This window comes from Pseudomonas sp., assembly GCF_032058845.1.
Taxonomy (GTDB): Bacteria; Pseudomonadota; Gammaproteobacteria; order Pseudomonadales; family Pseudomonadaceae; genus Aquipseudomonas.
Genome location: NZ_DAMCCR010000061.1, coordinates 1 through 23,603, shown reverse-complemented (window position 1 = coordinate 23,603; position 23,603 = coordinate 1). Strand labels below are relative to the sequence as shown.

Here is a 23,603-nt window from a genome sequence, read left to right as displayed (position 1 = left end):
TTGTCGGCGTGGGCCGGCTTGTTGCGACCCTGCCCAGCCAATACTTTGTCGAACCCCCCAGCGCCCGGCTGCTGCGGTTTTTCCACCACGGCCGTACTGGCGCTGACAGACTGCGACACGCGCGGGGCTTGCAACAAGGGATTGGGTGCGACGGGCATTGATCGGTCTCCGCGCCAAAGGGCTGAAATGCGTCTGGCTGCTATCGCAAAAACCATAGCAAAAGTCGCGCCAGATGTTAGCCGGTGGAGAGACGGTCTTGTTCGCCGCGGTAGAAATGCTGGATTTCACGGTATTCCAGATCGATCCGGTTGATCAGGTCTTCGATGCCGTACAGCGGCTGCTGGCGCACACGCTCTTCCAGCTGACGACACAGCTCGGCCAGCCCCACCGCGCCCATGTCGCTGCTGCTGCCTTTGAAGCTGTGCGCGGCCAGGCCCAGCTCGCTGGCGTCCTTGGCATCGTGCAACTGGCTAAGGCGCCGCTCGGAGTCATCCAGAAAGGTCTGCAACAACTGTGGGTAGCCGTCTTCCATGACCTCACGCAGGTCACTCAACACCTCGTGATCGATGTGCATGTCCATCACTTGCTCACTCCCTGATCAAGCTCGATTACCTGGCTGGCGACCCCTGGCCTGCCAACCCCTCTACCCTGCATTCCCGCCATCTGCTCACTGCCCGGTTCGCCCGACCTGGTCGGCCATCGGTCGACGATCAGACGCTTGCCACCGGGGCAGGTTCCACAAGGTGGTCGAAGTGTAGCGCCCAACGTTGCCAGCGTGTGCTGATTGCGCGGAGTTCGTCGGAAAAGCCTGTGGTTCGTCTGCAAAGCGTGCCGAACGGTTGCACCCTGCGGACCGCCACTGCGCTCCACTGCCGCGCTAGGGAAACTCGTGCCGCGGCAAGCGCTGCGACAGCTCATCGAGCAGCTTCTGCTCGCGCTTGTCCTCGGCCCGTCGCGCTTCGTCCATATAGCGCTGCACCAGCTTGCGCAGCCCCTCGACCCGTGCATAGGCCTGTTGCCAGGCGCCGCGGGCATTGCTCAGATTGTTCTGGTGCCAGGTCAGGCTCTGGCGCTGCTGGCCCATAGCCGTTTCCAGCTGGCCGAGAAAGCGTTGGTAGTTGACCAGCCAGGCGCCATCGACGCCCTGCCCGCCACGGTTGATCCACTGCTGCTGGTAATCGGTACGAAACTGTTCCAGCTCACTGAGCTTGGCCTGGGCAACGTTGACCTGTTGCTGGAACTGGCCGAGGCGCTGCGCAGCCTTGCGCTCGGTCTCCTCGGCCATCTCCACCACCGGCGCCAGGCGCGCGGCACGGCTGGGCACGCTCATGACCTGGCTGCCTCAGGCTGGACCGGCGAGCGCCGCACAGACGGCGACCCGGTAGAATTGTCCGTGCATGCCATCAGATCCAAGGCATCACCCCCCATTCGTGGGGCTGGCGAACACGGCGGCCAGCTCCGCCCGGCCCTGGGCCAGGCTGACGTTTTCGTCCAGGCCCTGACGCAGGTACGCCACCAGCTTGCCTTGCAGGGCGATGGCCATATCCGTCTCCGGGTCACCGCCTGGCACGTAGGCGCCCACGCTGATCAGGTCGCGGCTCTGCGACAGGCGCGACCACAGCTGTTTGAATTTCTGCGCCTGGCGCAGGTGATCGATGTCGACCACTTGCGGCATCACCCGGCTGATCGAGGCTTCGATGTCGATCGCCGGGTAGTGCCCTTCCTCGGCCAGGCGCCGCGACAGCACGAAGTGGCCATCGAGCACGCCGCGCGCGGAGTCGGCGATCGGGTCTTGCTGGTCGTCGCCTTCGGACAGCACCGTGTAGAACGCCGTGATCGAGCCGCCGCCCTTCTCGCCATTGCCGGCCCGCTCCACCAGCTTGGGCAGCTTGGCGAACACCGAAGGCGGATAGCCACGGGTGGCCGGCGGCTCACCGATGGCCAGGGCGATTTCGCGCTGGGCCTGGGCGAAACGGGTCAGCGAGTCCATCAGCAACAGTACGTTCTTGCCCTTGTCGCGGAAATACTCGGCAATGCGCGTGCAGTACATGGCCGCGCGCAGACGCATCAATGGCGCATCGTCTGCAGGGGACGCCACCACCACCGAGCGCTTGATGCCCTCCTCGCCGAGAATGTGCTCGATGAATTCCTTCACCTCACGACCGCGCTCGCCGATCAGGCCGACCACGATGATTTCCGCTTCGGTGAAGCGCGTCATCATGCCCAGCAGCACCGACTTGCCGACGCCGGTACCGGCGAACAGGCCCAGGCGCTGACCGCGGCCCACCGTCAACAGGCCATTGATACTGCGAATGCCCACGTCCAGCGGCTGGCTGATCGGCTCGCGGTTCAACGGGTTGATGGTCGGGCCTTCCATCGGCACCCAGTCCTCGGCCTTCATCCCGCCCTTGCCGTCCAGCGCGCGCCCGGCGCCATCGAGCACTCGGCCGAGCATGCTCATGCCCATGGGCAGGCGGCCGCTGTCATCCAGCGGCACCACACGGGCGCCCGGCGCGATACCGGCCACGCTGCCCACCGGCATGAGGAACACTTTGCTGCCGGAGAAGCCCATGACCTCGGCTTCCACTTCCACGGCGTGATAGCTGTCATCGTTGATCACCTTGCAGCGGCTGCCCACCGCCGCGCGCAGGCCCTCGGCCTCCAGCGTCAGCCCTACCATGCGCAGCAGGCGGCCCTCGGCGACCGGTTGCGCGGGCAGTTGGATTGCCTCGGCGTAGCCGTCCAGACGCTTGCCGAAACTGGTGCGGTCAATGCGCATCGTCGACCTCGCGGGTGTCGTTCAGGTCGAGCGTGATATCGGCTGGCGCCGGGTGCAGCGCCTGTTCATGGAGTTGATCGAACAGTTGCGCCACGGCCTTTTCCAGACGGGTTTCCATGCTCGCGTCGATGCGGCTGTGGGCGGTTTCGATGCGGCAGCCGCCGGGCAGCAACGCTTCGTCCTCGACCAGCTTCCAGCGCTCTTCATGGCGTTCACGCAAGGTTTTCGCCACCTCGAAATCCTGCGGATTGAGGTGAATGCGGATGTTCTCGGCGCCCATCGGCAGCAGCTTGAGCGCTTCTCGCAACACGTGGGTGATCTGGCTCGAGTCGCCACGCAGCTCACGCCCGATCACCTGGCGGGCCATGTGGCTGACCAGGTGCACCAGGCTGCGCTCGATCTGCGTGTCCTGCTCGGCAATCGGTTCGAGCAACTGCTGCATCACCTGCTCGAGGCTGCCGAGCTTGGCGGCCAGGGCGGCGTCGGCTTCCTGGCGCACCTTGAGCTGAGTACTGTGGAAACCCTCGCGCTCACCGGTGGCGAAGCCTTCGTTGTAGGCCTCCTGGCGGATCGCTTCGAGCTCTTCGAGAGTGATCGGCTGCACGTCTTCGATCGGTACTTCGGCGATCTCGTCCTCGACGGGTTCGGGAGCGGCTTCAGGCGCAGGTGCCGGTGCAGGCGGTGGTGCAGGGTCGAAACTGGGCAGCGTCCAGACGTCAACGCCCTGCAGGTCGCGGGCGCGAATCAGGTCGCTGGGGTGTTGTTCTTTACTGGACATGCAGTCGGGCTCTCGAATCCGTTTTCATCCAACGCAACCTTAGTGGAGACGGTTTCAGCCGCCAATGCGTCGACCAGAGAAATCTCGGTGGGTGGCGCGCGCTGCGAGGTGACGCGTGATCAGGCAGTGGAGGCTCCATGGCAACGGCTGTCTGCGTTTTGTGGGTGCGACCGAAGCGCTTGCGTTGGGGCGGCGTTGCCGCCCATCGCGGCTGAAGCCGCTCCCACCCAATCCTGTGTAGGAGCGACTTCAGTCGCGATGGACGGCGCAGCCGTCCTGACCCAGGCGACGCGTATTCCTGGATAAGGCAAGACTGCAGCCATCAGGACCGCGTTGCTGTCGACAAAGGCCTGATCCGACCGTTTGTCAGCCCCTCGTGAACGACAGCTGGCTCCTCCATGATCGTATTGGGAGTGGCCACCGACGCTACGCCGCCGGCTCAAATCATTTCCTCGCCACCCTTGCCGCCCAGCATGATTTCGCCGGCGTCGGCCATGCGCCGAGCGATGGTGAGAATTTCCTTCTGCGCGCCTTCGACGTCGCTGACACGCACCGGGCCTTTGGCCTCCAGGTCGTCGCGCAGCAGCTCGGACGCACGTTTGGACATGTTCTTGAAGACCTTGTCCTTGACCCGGTCGTCGGCGCCTTTCAAGGCCACCACCAGCACGTCCGAGGAGACTTCGCGCAGCAGCGACTGGATACCGCGGTCGTCGACATCGCCCAGGTTGTTGAAGACGAACATCAGGTCTTCGATCTGCTCGGAGAGGTCGCCGTCGACCTCGCGGATCGAATCCATCAGTTGGCCTTCCACCGAACTGTCGAGGAAGTTCATGATGTCGGCCGCGCGCTTGATGCCGCCCAAGGTGGTGCGCGCCGCGTTGGAGTTGCCGGAGAACTGCTTCTCGAGAATCTGGTTCAGCTCCTTGAGCGCCGCCGGTTGCACGGTGTTCAGCGAAGAGACGCGCAGGATGATGTCCAGACGCACCTTGTGGTCGAAGTTGGCCAACACCTCACCGGCCTGGTCGGGATCGAGGTAGGCCACCACGATGGCCTGGATCTGCGGGTGCTCGTAGCGGATCACGTCGGCCACGGCGCGCGGCTCCATCCACTTGAGGCTGTCCAGGCCGCTGGTGTTGCCACCGAGCAGAATGCGGTCGATCAGGCCGTTGGCCTTGTCTTCGCCCAGGGCCTGATTGAGCATCTTGCGAATGTAGCCGTCGGAACCGACACCCAGACTGGTCTGGTCGCCCACGGTCTCGACGAACTCGCTCATCACCTGCTCGACCATGTCGCGATGGATGTTGCCCATCTGCGCCATGGCCACACCGACCCGCTGCACTTCCTTGGGGCCCATGTGGCGCAGCACCTGGGCGGCGTCGGTTTCGCCCAGTGAAAGCAAGAGAATGGCCGCCTTGTCGACGCGGCTGAGCTTGGCGGTTACAGCGCGGTTATCACTCATCGGCGTTGATCCAGTCCTTGACGACCTGAGCTACACGACCCGGGTCTTCGGCCACCAGGCCCTTGATTGCGTTGAGCTGCGCCTCGTAACCCTCGGTCGGGCTGGGGAGCAGGATGCTTTGCGGGCCACCCAGGCTGACACGGTCGTCGCCCAGTGCGCCGTCCATGCCGATCATCGGGCCCAGTTCCGAATCGCCCTGGGCATCGCCGGCCTTACCGCCGCGGCTGATGTTGTTCAGCACCGGGCGCAGCACACCGAACACCAGGACCAGGATGAACAGCACCCCAAGCGCCTGCTTGACGATGTCCCAGAACCACGGTTGCGAGTAGAACGGAATGTCCGCAATCACCTCGCCACGGTCGGCCGAGAACGGCACGTTGATCACGCTGACGCTGTCGCCACGGCTGGCATCGAAGCCTACGGCGTCCTGCACCAGGCGGGTGAAGCGCGCCAGGTCTTCGCTGCTCCAGGGCGCCGGGGTCGCGGCGCCGGTGGCGGCGTCGATCTTGACCTGGTCGTCGACTACCACGGCCACCGACAGGCGGGTCAGACGGCCCTGCTGCTGGCGGGTGTGGCTGATCGAACGGTCCAGTTCGAAGTTCTTGGTGCTTTGCTGACGCTTGTCGCTGGGGTACGGCGCGAGCATCGGCTGGCCAGTGGCCGGGTCCATGATCTGCTGACCGTTGGCGTCGAGCAGCGGTTGCCCCGGCTGGATGGCGCCGGCAGCCGGTGCCGCAGCCGTCGCATTCTGCGGCGCAGCGGCAGCACCCGGGGGCTGGTTGCTCAACGCGCCCGGGACACCTTGTGGGCCCTGGCTGCTGGAGCGTTGCTCGTCTACCGATTGCTCGCTGCGCAGCGCCGGCTGTTCGGGGTTGAACTGCTCGGCGGTGGATTCCACCGCACTGAAATCGACGTCTGCCGACACTTCAGCCTTGTAACGGTCGTTGCCCAGCACCGGTTGCAGAATGTTCTGCACGCGCTGGGTCAGCAGGCTTTCCATGCGGCGGCTGTAGTCGTACTGCTTGCCGGCCATGGTCAGGGCGGTGTCCTGCAGCTGCTCGGAGAGCAGATTGCCCTTCTGGTCGACCACGGTGACCTGGGACTTGTCCAGCTCCGGCACGCTGGTCGCCACCAGATTGACGATGGCCATCACCTGACCGCTTTCCAGGCTGCGACCGGGGTACATTTCCACCAGCACCGAGGCGCTGGGCTTGCGCTCATCGCGCACGAACACCGAGCTTTTCGGGATGGCCAGGTGCACCCGGGCGCCCTTGACATTGTTCAGGCTCGAGACGGTCCGCGCCAGCTCGCCTTCCAGGCCGCGGCGGTAGCGGGTGGCTTCCATGAACTGACTGGTGCCCAGGCCTTGTTCCTTGTCGAGCAGCTCGAAGCCGACGTTGCCGTCGCTCGGCGCCACCCCGGCGGCGGCCAGTTTCAGGCGGGCGCGGGAGAGGTCATCGGCCTTGACCAGCAATGCACCGGAGTTGGGTTCGACGCGGTAGCCGATATCGGCCGCGCCGAGGGTCTCGATGACCTGCTTGGTGTCCATGCCCGCCAGGCTGCCGTACAGCGGACGGTAGTCGGGCTGCTGCGACCACAGCACCACGGCAAAACCGACTGCCACGCTGGCCGCCAGCCCCACCAACAGGCCGACCTGGCGCAGCGCGGGCATGCGCGAGATGTTTTCCAGAAACCCCAATCCGGGCAGCGAAACCTTGGAGGCTGGCTTGCCGGTGGTTGCCGGTGGAGTGTCGACGGAGGCATCGGCCACTTACTGAGCCCTCAAACTGGCATCTGCATGATGTCCTGGTACGCCTGGACCAGCTTGTTGCGTACCTGCGTGAGTGCCTGGAACGACACCGAAGCTTTCTGCGACGCGACCATGACGTCGGTCAGGTCGACATTGCCCTTGCCGATCTCGAAGGCATTGGCCAGGGCGTTGGACGACTGCTGAGTGTCATTCACCTTGCCGATGGCCTGGCCGAGCATGTCAGCGAACGAATTCTGGCCCAGCTCAGGCGCAGCCACGGCTTTTGGCTGGGACATGGCTTCGGCCTGCATGGCGCGCATGTCCAGCATCAGACGATTGAATTGAACACCTTGGGTCATGGGATTCTCTCTGCGGCGGCCGCATTTTTTTGACACTCATGCGGCGGGTAAGCAGGACCTAGCAACAAGAATGCCAGTCCGAGAGTGCGCGCTGAAAAGCACGGCACTGGGCGACCAACGCGCCACGGCCTCGCAGGCGCGCGTTCGCCGTGTGGCGCGTCGCGGGCATGACGCTGGGGCAGACAAAGGCAGGCAACGACGGCCGGCGTAGCCTCCCAGTCATGACGCTGCGGCACTGTGCGACCCGCCCCGGGGCGAAATTCAGGCCAGGTAAAAAAGGCGGGGGACGCCCGGTCGAGGCCCGCCTTCCGGGATCTTTTCCACGCAGCACCAACGAGCATCAAGGCTTTTCGTACCGTGCCTGACCGCCTCAGGTACCACCAAGCCCAAGCCCCTTGACCCGGAACCCTCAGCCCTACAGCGCAGCCTCCACATCCAGCCCGGCATCGCGCATCTGCGCGAGCTTGTAGCGCAAAGTGCGCGGGCTGATGCCAAGGCGCTCGGCGGCCTCCTTGCGGCGCCCGCGTTCGCTGCGCAGGGCCTCGAGAATCACCTGGAATTCGTGGCGGCGCAGGTCATCGCCGAGCACCGCAGGCCCTGCGGGTGATGCCAGCTCCAAAGGGGCAGACGGCGCGCTGGCAGCCAGCGTGGGGGTCACGCCGGCCAGACAGAAATCCGCCGCCTCGATCATGCCGCCCTGCTGCAGAATCAGCGCACGCTGCACGGCGTTGTCCAGCTCGCGCACGTTGCCCGGCCAGGCATGCTGGCGCAGGCAGGCTCGGGCGTCGGGCGACAGGCGCACGGGGCCAAGCCGTAATTTGCTGGCATGGCGGGCCAGCAGACGTTCGGCCAGCGGCAGAATATCGTCGCGCCGCTCACGCAAGGGCTGCCAGGCCAGCGGAAAAACAGACAGGCGGTAATACAGGTCTTCGCGAAACGCGCCGGCCGCCACCTGTGCGGCGAGGTCGCGGTTGCTGGTGGCGAGCACGCGAATATCCAGGCTGATCGGCTTGCGCCCACCGACCCGCTCCACTTCGCGCTCCTGCAGCACACGCAGCAGCTTGGCTTGCAGGGCCAGGGGCATTTCCGAGATTTCGTCGAGCAGCAGGGTGCCGCCATCGGCCTGCTCGAACTTGCCCGGCTGCGCGGCAATCGCGCCGGTAAAAGCGCCCTTTTCATGGCCGAACAGCGTGGCTTCGAGCATGTTGTCCGGGATCGCAGCGCAGTTGATCGCCACGAACGGCCCATCGGCGCGCGGTGACTGCTGATGGATGTAGCGCGCCAGCACCTCCTTGCCGGTGCCGGATTCGCCGCAGATCATCACCGTCGAATCACTGCGCGCGACCCGAGCGGCCAGTGCCAGCAACTGCCGGCTGCTGGCCTCACAGGCGATAGGCCCCTGGTCGTGACTCGGGCGGTGGGCCGCATGTCGCTCGACCAGATCGAGCACCGCGCGAGGCTCGAACGGCTTGACCAGATAGTCGACCGCGCCTTCGCGCATCGCCTGCACGGCATGCTCGACCGCCGCATGGGCAGTCATCAGCAAAACAGGCAGTTGCGGGTACTGACGGCGCAGCTGGGCCAGCAACTGATGACCGTCCATGCCGGGCATGTTCACGTCACTGACCACCAGGCTGAAGCTGTGCTGGGCCACTGCCACCAATGCATCCTCGGCCGACGCCACGGCCTGCCAGGCAAACCCGCCCAGCTCCAGCGTGTCCGCCAGGGCCTGGCGCAGATTGCGGTCGTCCTCGACCAGCAGAACCGTGTGGTTCATGCCCTGCCCTCCGTGACTGCCATGCTTGACTCGAAAGCGCGGGCCAGGGCCTGGCGCCGGTGGCAGTCTTCCTCGACCCGCAGAACCTTGTGATTCATGCCCTGCCCTGCTCAGCCGGCATGCCGATGAGCGGCAGGCTGACCTTCACACAGGTACCGCGCCCGACTCGCGAGCGGATGTCGACCCTACCCTGATGCGCACGCACCACCGCGTTGACCACCGCCAGGCCCAGGCCCGTGCCCGTGGGCCTGGTGGTCAGGAACGGCTCGCCCAGGCGCTTCAACAGCGCAGGGTCGATGCCGCTGCCGGCGTCACTGATGCGCAGCTCCAGAGCCTGCTCGCGGCGCAGCAGGTGCACCTTGAGCCGCGCCGGGCCGTCACTGGCCTGCAGGGCGTTGTCGATCAGGTTGAGCAGAGCGCCGACCAGGGTGTCGCGGTTACACAGCAACTCACCCAGACGCACATCGCACTGCCAGCGCACGGCGTGGCCCTGGACATGGCTGTGGGCAGCTTGCTGCAACGCCTGGAACAGCGCTTTGGGGGTCAGGCGATCGGTCAGCGGCAGCTCGCCACGGGCGAACACCAGCATGTCGCGCACCTGATGCTCCAGCTCGTGCAGACGGTCCTTGAGCTGCCCGGCGAACCGCAGCCGTGTGTCATCGGGCAGGCTCTGCGCCGGGTCCGCGAGATGACTGGCGTAGAGCATGGCGGCTGACAGCGGCGTGCGGATCTGGTGTGCCAGGGAAGCGACCATACGACCCAGGCTCGACAACCGCTGGTGGCGCGCCAGCTGATCTTGCAGGCGACGGGTTTCGCTCAGGTCGGTGAGCAGCAGCAACTGGCCAGGTTCGGCGCCCAGTGAGCGGGTAGCGATCGACAACCGCCGCCCATCGCGCAGGGACACTTCATGGCCATCGTCGTCACGCGGCGCGAACCGCTCGGCAATGACGTCGCGCCAGCATTCACCGAGCAATGGCGCGCCCAGCAGCTCGAGGGCAGCGGGGTTGGCCTCGCTGACCGTACCGCGCCCGTCGATCACCACCACGCCACCGGGCAGCACGTCGAGCAGGCTCTGCAAGCGACTGGCCAAGCGTTCTTTCTCGGCCAGCTCGGCCATGCGCTGGGCGCTGACCACGGCCAGCTCGCCCTTCAGCTCACTGACCTTGGCCTCGAGCATGCCGTAGGACGCATTGAGCTGACTGGACACCTGACTGAATACGGCAAACGCCTGCTCCAGGCTTTCCCGGCTCTGAGGCTGGGCGGGAGGACGTTGCTGAAGTTCGGGGGCTCGGGTACGGGAGGCGGCCTGAGGCATCGGGGATTCTCGCGTGGCTGACCGTCATAAAAACGACCTGTTGGCGAGGGTGTAGCAAGGGCCGTGCCGGGGTGGGTCTAGCGCCATCCTGCGGAGCTGAACGGTGGGGCATGACGATGTCGCTGACGCAGGGGATGCTGGAGTTTGTCTGCCGGTATGGCCCGACAGAACAGTGCGACATCCAGCATCCCTGTGTGAGGCGCCCTATTCTTCGGCCGCTTCTTCCCCATCGCGTCGGCTCATGCCGTACTTGCGCATCTTCTCCACCAGGGTGGTACGGCGAATGCGCAGGCGTTCGGCGGCGCGGGCAACGATGCCGTTGGCATCGTCCAGCGCTTGCTGAATCAGGCCCTGCTCGAGACCACCGAGGTAGTCCTTGAGGTCCAGGCCTTCAGGCGGCAGCAACGCCTGGCTGGCGAAATTCGGCGTATGGCCGTTGATCGCCACACGCTCTTCAAGATCGCTGCGCAGGCTGTCGACCAACTGCTCGTCTTCATCTTCGATGTAGCGGAATTTCTTCGGCAGCTCCGCCACACCGATCACGCCGTACGGGTGCATGATGGCCATGCGCTCGACCAGGTTGGCCAGCTCGCGCACGTTGCCCGGCCAGCCGTGCCGGCACAGCGACATGATTGCCGCAGAGTTGAAACGGATCGAGCCGCGCTTTTCATGTTCCATGCGCGAGATCAGCTCGTTCATCAGCAACGGAATGTCTTCGACCCGCTCGCGCAACGGCGCCATCTCGATGGGGAAAACGTTGAGGCGGTAGTACAGGTCTTCGCGGAACGAGCCATCCTCGATCATGGTTTCGAGGTTCTTGTGGGTCGCGGCGATGATGCGCACGTCCACGCTCTGGGTCTTGTTGCTGCCGACCCGCTCGAAGGTGCGTTCCTGCAGCACACGCAGCAACTTGACCTGCATGGGCAGCGGCATGTCGCCAATTTCATCGAGGAACAGCGTGCCGCCGTTGGCCAGCTCGAAGCGCCCGGCACGGCTGGTGATCGCGCCAGTGAACGCGCCCTTCTCATGGCCGAACAACTCGCTTTCCAGCAGCTCGGCCGGAATCGCCCCGCAGTTGACCGGCACGAACGGCGCGTCACGGCGCTTGGAGTGATAGTGCAGATTGCGCGCCACGACTTCCTTGCCGGTACCCGACTCACCGAGGATCAGCACGCTGGCGTCGGTGTCGGCCACCTGCTGCATCATCTGGCGCACATGCTGGATGGCACGGCTGGTGCCGACCAGGCTGCGGAACAGGTTCGGCTCGCGCTGGCGACCGCGCTCACGCGCCTGGTCATACATTTCGCGATAGACCTGGGCGCGGTGCAAGGAATCGAGCAGCTGGCTGTAGCTGGCCGGCATCTGCAAATTGGAAAGCACCCGACGACGTAGGTCATCAGGAAACTCGGCAGAGGAAATTTCACCTAAAAGCAGCACGGGAAGGAACTCATCCCACCCAGCAACGGTCTTAAGCTGCCCGAGTACTGTGCCGGGTGCATTCACGGTGCCCATGAGCACACACAGAATCTCGCGACTTGATTGCAGCGAAGCCACTGCCTGCTGCCAGTCCTGGCTTGAGCAGGCCAGGTTGTCTTCGCCCAGGAAATTCAGCACCACCGCCAGATCGCGGCGGCGGTGACTGTCGTCATCAATCAGCAGAATCTTGGTTTCACGCCACATGCAATAGCAACTTCCCTAGTCATATCGGCGCCGGGGAGGCGAGTTCGAGATCATTCCGACGTAAACATCATCGTTAAGACGCTCGAAATACGAAAACAGCTACTAGTAAAGTAAAAAACGTCTTGGCAGTCAAATTAATGGCGCCAAGCGGGCGGTGTTCGTGCGTTATTTACCTCAGCTGAAGAGATGGTAAACCTTCGCGGCGGATTTTGCCTGATTGATCTGAGACATTTCCGTCGCGATGGCCTGACGCTCCCCTATTGTGGCGTCAAGTAAATCGCGGTAGACCTCAAGCAGCCCCTCCAGCTTGGCCTTGATCTGGGCCTCATCCACCACGTCTGCCGTCAGCATGTCGTCGATGCACCCGCGGCAGGTTTCATCGAGCTTGCCAATAGCCTCCCAATCACGCTCGCCCAAGGCGCTGAGCAGGGCATCGCGGGTCTCGTCGAATCGTTGAATGGCAGTGTTCACGACACGCTCCTTGCAGGCTTAGCCGGCTTGTTGCGCGGGAGGGATCTGGTCCCAGCCGCTCTTGACGGTGATCAGCAGCCGAGCGACTTCATCAATCATGTCGGCATCGTTGGCGATATTCGCCTGCATGAGGCGATTGGTCATGTAGGCGTACAAGCTGGCGAGCTGCTCGATGGACGCGGGATTCTCGCTCTTTTCAGCGCTGAGGCCATCACGCAGACCGATGATGATGTCGATGGCCTTGCCGATCAGCAGCCCTTTTTCCGCCACGTCGCCGCGGGCCATCGCGCCCTTGGCCTGGGCCATGCGGTCCAGCCCACCCTCCATCAGCATCTGCACCAGACGGTACGGCGTGGCTTCGGAGATCTGTGCATGGGAATTGACCTTCTGGTATTGGCGAAGGGCTCTCATGGGGTTCATCGGTGCAACCTCGTGACAGAAAAAAGAAAACGGCTCTGATGACAGTTATGTCGGCAGAGCCGCCGAGAACTTAAGCGCCTGATCAGCTATCGCTGTTGGCCTTGTTCAGTGCATTGAGGGTGGTCATGACGCTGTCGCTCTGGGCACGCAACTGGGCCACCAGGGTGTCCATGGCGTTGTATTTGTCTTGCAGAGTCTTGGTCAGGGCGGTCATGCGGTCATCGAGCGTGGTCTGCTCGGTCTTGAGCTTGTTGAGGTTGTCGGTGAGCGTCTTGGTGCGCTGGGCAAAGGTGCCGGTGGTGGCCTTGGCGAAGTCTTCGGTCGCGCTCTGCATGCGAGCCAAGAGGCCGGTCTTGCCCGTGAAGATGCTTGGCAGGTCGGCAATGTTGGTGGCCACTGCAGCGGTCCACTTCTTGTCGTCCAGGCTCAGCAGGCCGCCATCCTGCGAGGTGGTGACGCCAAACTGGGCAAGTGACTTGAACGCACCATTGCCCGACAACTGGCTCATTTCGTTGCGAATCGAGGTCACCAGCGCGCGCATGCTGGCATCGCCCGTCAATGCCCCCGCCACGGGGTTGCCATCGGTGCCAGTAGTCACCTTGGTCTCGGCGTTGATGGCGGTCATCAAGGCGTTGTAGGTGTCGACGAAGCCTTGCACGCCTGATTTGAGCGTGCTGGCGTTGGTGGTCAGCGAGAGCAGCGTCGGCGAGCGCTCGTTGCCCGACGAGTTCATGGCCGAGACCCCGACCAGCGTGATGCTCAAACCACTGACGGCATCACTGATCTCGTTGCTCTTGGAGGTCATCTTGATGCCGTCGAGCATGTACTCGGCATTGGACGGCGGGCTGATGACGCTATAGCCGGTGTCGATGCCGGAATTGCCGCCCAGGGTGATGTCCGAGCCAACCCCCATCTTGGTCGAGGTGACCACCAGGCGCGACCCGTTGGCATCGGTCAGCACGTTGGCGCTGAGCCCGGATGTGCCGAAGGTGCTGTTGATGCTGTCACGCACCTGCTGCAGGGTCGCCCCTGCCGGCACGCTGAGGTCGTAGTTCTTGCCAGACTGGGTGATGCTCAACGTGGTAGCCGAGCCCGTCTTGTTGACTACCGTGCTTGCCCCGTCGGGGTACACCTGAGTCGATACCTTCGAGGCCGTGGCCAGCTTGTCCACGGTCAGGTTGAACGCGCCATTGGCCGCGCCATTGCCGGCCTTGACGGTCGCCACCTTCTCGTCTGCAGACTTGACGCTCAGGCCGCTGAAAGCATTGTTCGTGGCCATGTTCTCCATGGCTCCACGAAACGCATCCAGCGCGGCCTGCACCTTGCCGAGGGAAGACAACGTCGTGGTCGCCTTCAGTGTCTGGGTATTGATCTGGGCCTGCTTCGGCGCTTTCTGCGCATTGACCAGTGACGTGACAATCGCCTGGGTATCGATGTTCGAACCGATACCGCTAACTGTTGAACCTGCCATCGTTGTCTCCCTGTCATTCAGTCGCTGCCAACAGCTTGACGATCACAGTCATCGCACGGCTGCGGCAACACGTTTCATGCCAACCCTACGCTTCGTCCTTGAAGAGCAGGCTGTTGGCGTCGTTGAGCGTCTGCGCCAGCTTCAGCGCAGCCTCGGAAGGCAATTGACGAATCACTTCGCCAGAATCGGTCGCAATGACCTTGACCACGACTTTACCGCTGTCGTCATCAATCGAGAATTCAAGGTTGCGCTGGTTGTCGCGAGCGAAGTCGCGCATGTCACCGACGGCTTTTTCCAGCGCTTCGCGGCTCGCTGCAGGTGCTGGCGAGGTGACAGCCGTCACCGCAGCCGGAGTATCGGGCGACGCCGCCAGGTCCGCCGAACCCTTGAGCGGCGCGATTGCCGGCAGCACGGGCGGCGTGTAGCCCGGGTTCATCTTCACGCTCATGTCCATGGGTAGAACTCCTCACGTCAGAACGGCAAAAGGGCACGTAGAACGCGCCCTTTCGTTGCTAGCCTGCCTGCGCCATTACTGAAGCAGTTTCAGGACCGAGGACGGCAGCTGGTTAGCCTGCGACAGGATCGCGGTGGAAGCCTGTTGCAGGGTTTGCTGCTTGGTCAGCTCTGCAGTTTCTGCAGCGAAGTCCACATCTTGTACGGTCGAACGTGCAGCGGTGGAGTTCTTCTGAATGTTCTGCAGGTTGTCGACAGTGGTGGTCAGACGGTTCTGGGTAGCACCCAGGCCGGAACGGACGCTGTCGATCGAGCCAATGGCCTTGTCGATCACCGCCAGAGCGTTCTGGGCGTTGGTCGCGTCGGTGACGTCGGTCTGCGAGATGGTGGTCTTGACGGAGGTAGCAGCGGTGGTACCTGCGGCAGCGAACACACTGTCAACGCCTGCGCCAGTCAGCGAGTAGCCTTTGGCGGAGTCAAGGTTCACGGCGCCGGTCACAGTGAGTGCAGTAGCATCAAGCGCAGCTTCACCACCATAAGTGCCCGAGCCATCTTTGGCAGCAACCTTGATGCCAGCGACAGAGCCTGCGTCAGCGGCGGTGAATTTCAGGTTTTCACCGGTATCGGATTTCACCGACAGTGTGCCTTTGGTTTCGTCGTAGTTGACGCTGATGCCCAGTTTGGCAGCGTTGGACTTCAACTGGTCGGCCAGGCCGGCAGTATCTTTGACACCGACGAATTTCACGGTCTGACCACCGACTTCCAGATCGAAGTTGGCAGACGCCGGGGTAGCAGCGGCGATGGCTCCGGAGTCGACCGCGAACTTGACTTCGGTGCTGGCAGTGGCGCTCAGACCGCCGACCGCGCCGCTCAGGGTTTTCGCGATCTGCTTGGCCGAGGCGCCAGCGTCGATGGTGACATCAGCGCTCTGGCCATTACCGGTCACGGTGATGGCGCCGCCCGCTACACCGGCAGCCGTCGGGGTGATGCCGACGCTCTTGACCTGCTGCGAACCAATGCTCTTGGCCGACACGTTGTCCAGCGACAGGTTGATGGTTTCGTTGGCGTTGGCGCCGACCTGAATGGCCTTGGTGCCGTACGAGCCGTCCAGCAGCTTCTGGCCACCGAAAGTGGTGGTGTCAGAAATACGGTTCAGTTCAGCGGTCAGTGCCTGGTATTCGTCGTTGTTCGACTTACGGTCGTCAGCGCTCAGCGAGCCGGTAGACGAGGACAGAGCCAGGGTACGCATTTTCTGCAGAATGTCGGTCGAAGCCTGCATCGCGCCTTCAGCGGTCTGGGCGATCGAGATACCGTCGTTGGCGTTCTTCACTGCCTGGCCCAGGCCGTTGATCTGGCTGGTCAGACGGTTGGAGATCTGCAGGCCTGCAGCATCATCCTTTGCACTGTTGATCCGCAGGCCGGACGACAGACGCTGCATCGAGGTCGTCTGGGCGTTGCTGGCCTTGGTCAGGTTGCCCTGAGTGGTGATCGAAGCAATGTTGGTGTTTACGGTTAAAGCCATGACGAAATCCTCGGTGGATGAGTTACTGCGGCTTCCGGCCTTGGCAACCGCCGGATGTGGCCTAGAGAACCTTCGTAATGTTTATCGTCGGATGCGGCCCTGGCTTGAGGGCTATTTGCAAAAAAAATTGCCACTACCGTGCCATCTTTTTGCAAATCAAGCGTTTAGCCTGTGCTGGGGCCGATGAGCGGGCACAAAAAAAGCGCCGGGGCGAAGCCTGCCGGCGCTTTTTTTGATTGTTCTGCTCAGCTTCGCGGGGCACGTGTGGCGCTGCGAAGCTCAAGCCCGGGCATCAGTTGCGCAGCAGAATGGCCGAACCCCATGACAGGCCCACGCCAAACCCGCTGATCGCCACACGCCGCCAGGTGCCGCCGAACATGTGTTTTTCCAGCAGCAGCGGAATGCTTGAAGACACGGTATTACCGGTTTCCAGCATGTCCTTGACGAATTTCTCCGGGCGCTTGTGCTCCAGCTCTTCCTCGAAGCGCCGCGCCACGGCGTCGACGATGGCCGCACTGCCCTGGTGGATGCAGAAGGCGTCGATGTCGGACGACTGCAGGTCGCTGGCCTCGAGCAGCTCGCGCAGGTGGGCAGGCACCTTGAGCAAAGCGAAGTTGAAGACCTGGCGACCGTTCATGAAGAAGGTGCCATCGCTGACCTTCAGGTGCGCAGCGCCCGACCCATCGGTGCCGAAGCGCGACTGGCCGAGCTGCCAGTCGGCGCCCTCGCCCATCCACGTGGCGGTGGCCGCATCGCCGAACAGCATCGTGGTGTTGCGGTCATTCGGATCGACGATCTTGGAGTAAGGGTCTGCGGTGATCAGCAGCCCGTTCTTCAGGCCCGTGGCTTCCATGAAGCCCTTGATCGCGTACAGGCCGTAGACGTAGCCAGAGCAGCCGAGCGATACATCGAACGCAGCGACCGAGGTGCTCAGGCCGAGCTTGTCCTGGACGATGGCCGAGGTGTGCGGCAGGCCTTCTTCGTCGCCGTTCTGGGTGACCACGATGAGCACATCGATCGACTGTGGGTCGAGGCTCGGGTTGTTGACGAACAGGGCGCGGGCCGCTTCGACGGCGAGGTCAGAGGTTTCCTGTGCAGCCTCTTTGCGCGGCAGGAAGGCGGAGCCGATCTTGCCGAGGATGAAATCTTCGTTCTTTTCGAAACGCGCACCTTGGGCGTAGTTGTCCACGCCCTGGGCCGGCACGTAGCTGGCGATGCTTTTAATGCCAATCATTCTGGCTTCCCAATCAAAACAGCCAAAGTCCGCCGCTCGCAGTGTGAGGGCGCCATGAGGAGGGGCTGGCGTGCAGATACACGACGCGCACAGATTCGTTGCCTGTATGCCGAAAGATAAAGGGCAACAAAATGCGACAGCCGCCAATAGGATACAGGGAAGATGCAGCTTTTGACTCATTGGTCACATTGAAAAGGCAAAAGCCTGGTCTTGTGTGAGCGGCTCGGGCCTTGAGCGCTTGCCGGGTTATCGCCGCGTGAAGCCGTTCGCTTGCCGACAGCGCGTCCTCCGTGGCGGCGCCAAAGCGCGACCCAGTGCGGCTGATCAGAGCGCCGGGCCGGCCGGTGCCAACGGGTCGCCTGCGCCCATCAAACCGACATCGCCTGGTTCCTGTAGGAGCGACTTTAGTCGCGATGGGCTGCGAAGCAGCCCCAACGGCTGCAGTCGCGGTTTATCTGGCGGACGCGTCGCCTGAGTCAGGACGGCTGTGCCGTCCATCGCGACTAAAGTTGCTCCCACACGGTTGCATGAGTCCAGTCCTACCGCATGCTTCTACCTCCATCACATGCCCCCTACCGCATGCTTCTACCTCCGCCTGCTTCCATTCGGTTCGCATGCGCCTGCGAAGACGACATCGCCTGCCTCCACCCCATTGGGAACGACCGGTCCGGCGTTCCAGTCACTCGCGATGGGCTGCGAAGCAGCCTCAATGGCTGCAGGCGCGTTTTATCAGGCAATACGCGTCGCCTGAGCCAGGACGGCTGCGCCGCTTCGACTGATATCACTCCCTAAAGCCATACGGCATCCCAATGGGAATACTCCCGAACACTCCTCACCAATCCTGCTCGCACCGGGTTGGCGACGATATACCTCGCCACATGGAGAACATCTTCTTCACGGCGCAGCGCGCGATCGTGATACCCGGCCTGCCAGACGCGCTGGCTGGGCACTCCAGCTCGGTGCAACGCCAAGCTGGAACGTGCCTTGAACCTGCGCATCACCTCCCCAAGGGGTAGTGCCTTCAGCTCGATCAGCCAATGTACATGATCCGGCATGACGACCCACGCCAGTGAACGGCAGGACCGCTCCAGTTCACAGCGTCGCAGTTGCTGGATGACCAATCGCGCATGATGGAAATCATGGAACAGCGATCTGCGCTGATGGGTAACGGTCGTCAGCAAGTACGACCTGCCCGCTTCCGAGTAACGGCCACGGCGAATGTCATGTGATCGGGGCTGAGGCATCTTTTTCTTCCTTGAAAATGGGTTTTTCAAGGTAGTGCCTTTTGCACGTGCAGGACGTTGCGGGAGGTTTGCCAGATATGGCGGAGACGAGTCGGCTTGGATGACGGTTGCCGCGAGGTGGGTGCTGTAAAGGGCGGAAAATTGAGGCGCGGCGCTGCCGCGCATCGCGGCTGAAAACGCAACAGGTTGGCGTGAGCTAGTCGAAATCGCTTGGGTTGAAGACTGCGATCGAGGTGGGAACAGGCGATGGGGCGCGACCATCTAGCCTGGCAGCTTAAGACTGTGGGCTGCCTCCAAGAAGCTAAACACCAATCCAATTTCTTGGAGCAGTCCCCTCTTTGGGAGCGGCCGGTCCGGCGCTCCGGTCAGTCGCGATGGCCGGCGCAGCCGGCCTGACTCAGGCGACGCGTATTGCCGGAGAAACGCGCCTGCAGCTATTAGGGCTGCTGCGCAGCCCATCGCGGCTGAAGCCGCTCCCACAGGGCCGGGGGACTTTCAGGGCCTGCGCGCGAACTTGGCGTTTGCCCGCGCAGCAGCGCCCTGCCCTTACAGCTTGTCGAACAAGCTCAACTGCGACACCCGCGAGAACGCCAGCTGCGAGGCTTCGAGCATGGCCTGCTGCAAGGTCAGGGTGATTGCGGCCTGGGACATGTCGGTGTTGCCGATGGCGTCCTGGGTGGTCTTGTTCGCAACGCCCAGGCTGGTGTTTTCCTGGCGCTGGATCTCCAGCGAGTTGCCGCGCGCACCGATCGAGCCGCGGGTGATGTCCAGCCGCTCGCGGCCGCTGGCCAGGTTGGCGACCGCCGAGGACACGGCGTTGCGCAGGTCGACGTTGGCGTTCTTGTCGTCGATGGGCGCGTCGAGCACTGCGCGCAACTTGGCCAGGGTCTGCAGCGGGTTCTGCGTCTGGTGGGTGTTGGCGGTCACCGAGAACTGGTCACCGGCCTTGGGCGCATCGCTGAGCTGGTAGGTCACCCCTGCGACCGTAAAAGCGCCGCCGGCGACCGAACCCTTGGCGATCGATTGCGCGCCTTCGGTCATCGGCTGGGCATACAGCTCATAGGTGCTGTCGCTGGTGAACTTGATCACCGCGCCGCCGCTCGGGAAGGTGCTGTGATAATCCGCCGCGTTGCTGATGGTGCTGCCGGTGATCTGCGCCGTTGACGTATTGCCGGCCGCACGGGTGGCGGTCAGGCTGTCAGGGCGCACTTCCAGTTTGAACGCATGGCCGGCCACGGCCGCGTCAGCGTTTTCACCGGGCTTGAGCGCCAGGTCGACGCGAAATTCCACCCCGCGCAGGTTGACGACATTGCCCCCCTCGGTGCTCGCGTCGAAGACCCCGTTGGTGGTGGTTTCGGCGGTGATGTCCTTGCCACTGGCATCGGTGATCGAGAACTGCGTAGAGCTGGTGAAGTTCAGCGAGTACGGCTGGCCGGAGGCGAAGCGGCTGTTGTAGGTCGGCGTCGAGGTCATCAGGCCCTGGGACAACAGTACCTTGCCGTCATCGGTCGATGGCGCGGTGAGGGTCGACTGGGTGCGTTCCTTGTTGGTCGCCTGGTCGAACACGCTGAAGCCCGAGTCGTTGGTGGCCAGGCTCAGGGTGTCGGACACCTGCAGGCTCAGCTGGGTCTGGTCGCCCTGGAAGGTGTAGGTGCCATCGGCATTGCGCACATACGGCGGTGTGGCGCTCTTGGAGCCGCCGAACATGTAGTTGCCGTTGGCATCACGCGAGTTGAGCAGGCCGAACACGTTGGCCTCGATCTCTTTCAATTCGCTGCTGACCGAAGTGCGGTCGGCATCGGTCAGGCCAGCGCCGCCGGCACGGATGGCCAGGTCGCTGGCGCGCTGCAACGCATCGTTGATGGTGGTGAGCACGCTCTCCTGCTGCAGCAGGGCGTTGCTGACGGTGTTGATATTGCCGCTGTACTGGCCCAGCAGCGCCTGCTGCTGTTGCAGTACCAGCAAGCGCGCCGCGCCGACCGGGTCGTCGCCAGCGCTCTGGATGCGTACGCCAGAGGTGACCTGGTCGTTGGTCTTGGCCATGTCGGAGAAATTCTTCGAATAGCTGGTGGCGCTGGCGTCGTAGAACTGAGCAGTCGAGATGCGCATGGTCAGCTCTCCTTCAGAGTGCGTTGATCAAGGTTTGGAAGGTTTCCTGCGCCGCCTTGATGATCTGCGACGACGCGGTGTAATAGTGCTGGAACTTCACCAGGTTGGCCGCTTCGTCATCGAGGTTGACCCCAGACACCGCGCCGCGGCTTTCCTTGGCCGACTTGAGCACCGCATCGGTGGCGGTGCCATCGATCTTGGCCTGGCTGGCCTTGGCGCCGACCCGCTCTACCAGCGACGCATAAGACGACGTGAAGCTGATCCCGCCGCCGGAATTGGTGCCCACCGTGGCTTTGGTCTGCAGCGCCAGCAGTTGCGTGGCATTGCGGTTGTCGGCCTTGCCGTCGGTGTTGAACGACAGGCTGAAGCTGTCATTGCCGTTGGGGCTGCCACCAATGCTGGTGTCGAGGCTGAAGCTGCGCGGCTGGCCATTGCCATCGAGGATCGGCGCGCCACTGGCATCGCGCATCGGCACGCTGATCGAGAGCTTGTTGTCCTGCCCCGGCACGATACTGCCTTTGCCGATCGAGGCGCCCTTGGCATCGAACACGGTGTAGCCCTGGGCGCCGTTGGCGGCAGCCTGGAACACGATGCGCACGGGCATCGAGGTGCGCATGGCGTCGCGGGCGATGGCGGTATCGGCACCGCCGTAGATGTCCAGGCGCTCGGTCAGGGTCGGTTGGGCGATGGTGCCGGTGCCGCCGTTGCCGCCATTGGCGGCCGCCGTCACGGGCGCAGCGAAGGCCAGTTTGTTGGCGTCGAGGGTCACGGTGGTGATGGCCGCCGCAGCCGTACGGGTCGGGATCACCTTGAAGCTGTCACCGGCTGCCAGCGCGCCGCCCTTGAGCGCCAGGCTGAAGCCGTCAATCACCGGCGCAGGGTCGGCACTGAGGTCGAAGTTGCCCATGTCGGTACCATCGGAGCGACGCACGCTGTACTGCGTGCCGCTGCTGAACTTGACTTCGTAGTCGTAGATGCTCAGCGCGCCGCTGTTGCGGATGCTCACGTCGAGGTTGCCGGAGCCGGCGCTGTTGCCCGACGACGCCAGGCTGCGCTGAGCGATGGCCGTGGCGCTGTTGATGCTGGAGAACAGGTCGGCACCGAACTGGCCGTTGGCATCCAGACCCTGGCCCAACTGCGAGTTGATACTGTCGGTCACCACCAGGGCCACCCGGCCCAGCTCGTTCATCGCCGGCGCCAGCACGTCGTTGCGGTAGCGCAGCACGCCGCCGATCTGGCCGCCGGTGATCACCGAAGTCACGTCGGAACTGAAGTTGGGGTAATCGATCTTGATGCTGGCCTGGCTCTTGTCGGCGCTGCCCGGCTCGACCGACAAGGTATTGGCGCGCACGCCGGTGACCAGCGCCTGGCCGGTGCCCAGTGACACATCGAAATTGCCATCGCGTTCCTGCACCGTCACGCCAACCAGCTCGTTGAGCTGGCGTACCGCTTCGCCGCGCGCATCGAGCAGGCTGTTCGGGCTGCTGCCCGAAGCGCTCTGCTGGACGATCTGGCGGTTGTACTCGGCGATGTTGGCGGTGAGCTTGTTGACTTGCCCGGCCACGGTCTGCAGCTGCGAGTTGATCTGCTCGTTCTGCTGGTTCATCTGGCTGGAGACCGCATTGAAGCGGTTGCTCAGGGTCTGCGCCTGGGTCAGCAGCAATTGCCGCGAGGCCACGTCAGACGGCGCCGCAGCGGCGGTCTGCAAGGCCGAGAAAAAGCCTGTGAGCACCGAACTGATACCGGTATCACGGTCAGCCAGCAGCTTGTCCATGCCGGTGATCTGGTCCTGGAACGCGGTCGCATCAGCCTGCAGGGAAGTGGCCGACTGCAACTGGTTGTCCAGGTAGGCGCTGTAGATGCGGCGCACTTCAGACAAGGTGGTGCCGGTCCCCAGGAAGCCCACGCCGATGTTCTGCGACGGGCTGCTGGTCTGGATCGTCTGCTGACGGGAATAGCCCGACGTCGCGGCGTTGGCGATGTTGTTGGAGGTCACCGACAACGCCGCTTGGCTGGCAGCCAGGCCGCTCAGCCCGATCGAGATCAGATTCGTCATGCGTCAATCCTTATAGAGTCGTTGCAGAGCCGGCCATGGCGTATTGAGTGGTGGGTTGCAGCTGCCTGGCAATGCTGATGATCTTGCGCGCGTAGTCAGGATCGGTGGCGTAGCCGGCCTTCTGCAGCTCTTTGGCAAACTGTTCCGGTTTATCGGCAGCGGCCACCGCATCTTTATAGCGGCCGTTGTTCTGCAGCAGGCTGACCAGGTCATGGAAGCTGTCTTCGTAAGACTCGTACGAGCGAAACGCCGCACGCTCCTTGACGAACTTGCCTTCGCGGAATTCGCTGGTAATGGCGCTGGCCTCCCCGCCCTGCCACTTGCCGGTGGCCTTGATGCCGAACAGGTTGTGGCTGCTGCTGCCATCGGCGTTACGCATCACCGATTTGCCCCAACCGGTTTCCAGCGCGGCCTGGGCGACCAGGTAGCGCGGGTCGATGCCGATACGCTTGGCGGCCTTTTCAGCCATCGGCAGCATGGTGCTGACGAATTCGTCGCTGCCCGAGAACGCTTTCTGTGGGGCCAACGGCGGCTGCGCCACGGTCCGGCCAAGGATCTGCGTGCCGGTGGCCGGTGCAGCAAAGGTCTGCGCCACGGCGCCGTCAAGCTTGACCCTGGCGTCACGGCCGCGCAGCGCCGGGGCCGCTGCGGCTTCGGTCGAACTGCTGGCCGAGGGCACGATGCCTGCCAGCAGACGGTCGGTGAGCTTGCCCGGCAGGGCCAGGC

Annotated in this window: 20 protein-coding genes; all 20 read right to left on the bottom strand. The window is 63.5% G+C overall.

Annotated elements, in window-relative coordinates:
* Nucleotides 1-235: 235 nt before the first annotated feature.
* Nucleotides 236-583 (bottom strand): Hpt domain-containing protein, encoded by a 348-nt coding sequence (locus tag RT028_RS13015; protein WP_312935404.1) that lies wholly within the window; start codon nucleotides 581-583, stop codon nucleotides 236-238.
* Between the two features lie 294 nt (nucleotides 584-877).
* Nucleotides 878-1,330, bottom strand: a complete 453-nt coding sequence (gene fliJ / locus RT028_RS13010; protein ID WP_312935403.1) for a flagellar export protein FliJ — start codon at nucleotides 1,328-1,330, stop codon at nucleotides 878-880.
* Nucleotides 1,331-1,417: 87 nt separating this feature from the next.
* Entirely contained in the window at nucleotides 1,418-2,779 is a 1,362-nt protein-coding gene (gene fliI, locus RT028_RS13005) for a flagellar protein export ATPase FliI (RefSeq protein ID WP_312935402.1), read from the bottom strand.
* The gene (fliH, locus tag RT028_RS13000; RefSeq protein ID WP_312935400.1) at nucleotides 2,769-3,557 is read right to left on the bottom strand and encodes a flagellar assembly protein FliH; all 789 of its coding nucleotides are present in this window, start codon (nucleotides 3,555-3,557) and stop codon (nucleotides 2,769-2,771) included. Before fliH ends, fliI begins: the two co-directional genes overlap by 11 nt.
* 439 nt (nucleotides 3,558-3,996) lie before the next feature.
* Nucleotides 3,997-5,016, bottom strand: a complete 1,020-nt coding sequence (gene fliG, locus RT028_RS12995) for a flagellar motor switch protein FliG (RefSeq protein ID WP_312935398.1) — start codon at nucleotides 5,014-5,016, stop codon at nucleotides 3,997-3,999.
* A complete protein-coding gene (gene fliF, locus RT028_RS12990) occupies nucleotides 5,009-6,787 on the bottom strand; it encodes a flagellar basal-body MS-ring/collar protein FliF (RefSeq protein ID WP_312935394.1) in 1,779 nt (592 codons plus the stop codon). Before fliF ends, fliG begins: the two co-directional genes overlap by 8 nt.
* Before the next feature lie 11 nt (nucleotides 6,788-6,798).
* On the bottom strand, nucleotides 6,799-7,125 hold the full coding sequence (gene fliE / locus RT028_RS12985) for a flagellar hook-basal body complex protein FliE (protein WP_312935393.1): 327 nt from the start codon (nucleotides 7,123-7,125) through the stop codon (nucleotides 6,799-6,801).
* Nucleotides 7,126-7,540: 415 nt separating this feature from the next.
* Nucleotides 7,541-8,902 carry a sigma-54 dependent transcriptional regulator gene (locus RT028_RS12980; RefSeq protein WP_312935392.1) on the bottom strand — a complete coding sequence of 454 codons (1,362 nt, stop codon included), beginning with the start codon at nucleotides 8,900-8,902 and terminating at the stop codon, nucleotides 7,541-7,543.
* A 94-nt stretch (nucleotides 8,903-8,996) separates the two neighbouring features.
* Nucleotides 8,997-10,217 carry an ATP-binding protein gene (locus RT028_RS12975; RefSeq protein ID WP_312935390.1) on the bottom strand — a complete coding sequence of 407 codons (1,221 nt, stop codon included), beginning with the start codon at nucleotides 10,215-10,217 and terminating at the stop codon, nucleotides 8,997-8,999.
* Between the two features lie 204 nt (nucleotides 10,218-10,421).
* Nucleotides 10,422-11,897, bottom strand: coding sequence for a sigma-54 dependent transcriptional regulator (locus tag RT028_RS12970; RefSeq protein ID WP_312935389.1), 1,476 nt, complete (start codon nucleotides 11,895-11,897; stop codon nucleotides 10,422-10,424).
* A gap of 174 nt (nucleotides 11,898-12,071) precedes the next feature.
* Nucleotides 12,072-12,368 carry a flagellar protein FliT gene (locus RT028_RS12965; RefSeq protein WP_312935387.1) on the bottom strand — a complete coding sequence of 99 codons (297 nt, stop codon included), beginning with the start codon at nucleotides 12,366-12,368 and terminating at the stop codon, nucleotides 12,072-12,074.
* 18 nt (nucleotides 12,369-12,386) lie between these two features.
* A complete protein-coding gene (fliS, locus tag RT028_RS12960; protein ID WP_312935385.1) occupies nucleotides 12,387-12,788 on the bottom strand; it encodes a flagellar export chaperone FliS in 402 nt (133 codons plus the stop codon).
* Nucleotides 12,789-12,870: 82 nt separating this feature from the next.
* Nucleotides 12,871-14,259 (bottom strand): flagellar filament capping protein FliD, encoded by a 1,389-nt coding sequence (gene fliD / locus RT028_RS12955; protein WP_312935383.1) that lies wholly within the window; start codon nucleotides 14,257-14,259, stop codon nucleotides 12,871-12,873.
* An 85-nt stretch (nucleotides 14,260-14,344) separates the two neighbouring features.
* Nucleotides 14,345-14,713, bottom strand: coding sequence for a flagellar protein FlaG (locus RT028_RS12950; RefSeq protein ID WP_312935382.1), 369 nt, complete (start codon nucleotides 14,711-14,713; stop codon nucleotides 14,345-14,347).
* A gap of 75 nt (nucleotides 14,714-14,788) precedes the next feature.
* Nucleotides 14,789-16,234, bottom strand: a complete 1,446-nt coding sequence (locus tag RT028_RS12945) for a flagellin (RefSeq protein WP_312935381.1) — start codon at nucleotides 16,232-16,234, stop codon at nucleotides 14,789-14,791.
* Nucleotides 16,235-16,526: 292 nt separating this feature from the next.
* On the bottom strand, nucleotides 16,527-17,468 hold the full coding sequence (locus RT028_RS12940; protein WP_312935379.1) for a ketoacyl-ACP synthase III: 942 nt from the start codon (nucleotides 17,466-17,468) through the stop codon (nucleotides 16,527-16,529).
* 788 nt (nucleotides 17,469-18,256) lie between these two features.
* Complete coding sequence (locus tag RT028_RS12935; protein WP_312935412.1) at nucleotides 18,257-18,712, bottom strand: REP-associated tyrosine transposase; 456 nt, start codon at nucleotides 18,710-18,712, stop codon at nucleotides 18,257-18,259.
* 546 nt (nucleotides 18,713-19,258) lie between these two features.
* Entirely contained in the window at nucleotides 19,259-20,821 is a 1,563-nt protein-coding gene (locus tag RT028_RS12930; protein WP_312935377.1) for a flagellar hook-associated protein 3, read from the bottom strand.
* 13 nt (nucleotides 20,822-20,834) lie between these two features.
* A complete protein-coding gene (gene flgK, locus RT028_RS12925; RefSeq protein ID WP_312935376.1) occupies nucleotides 20,835-22,877 on the bottom strand; it encodes a flagellar hook-associated protein FlgK in 2,043 nt (680 codons plus the stop codon).
* 10 nt (nucleotides 22,878-22,887) lie between these two features.
* Nucleotides 22,888-23,603: flagellar assembly peptidoglycan hydrolase FlgJ (flgJ, locus tag RT028_RS12920; protein WP_312935374.1), on the bottom strand; the 716-nt coding region annotated here is incomplete at its 5' end.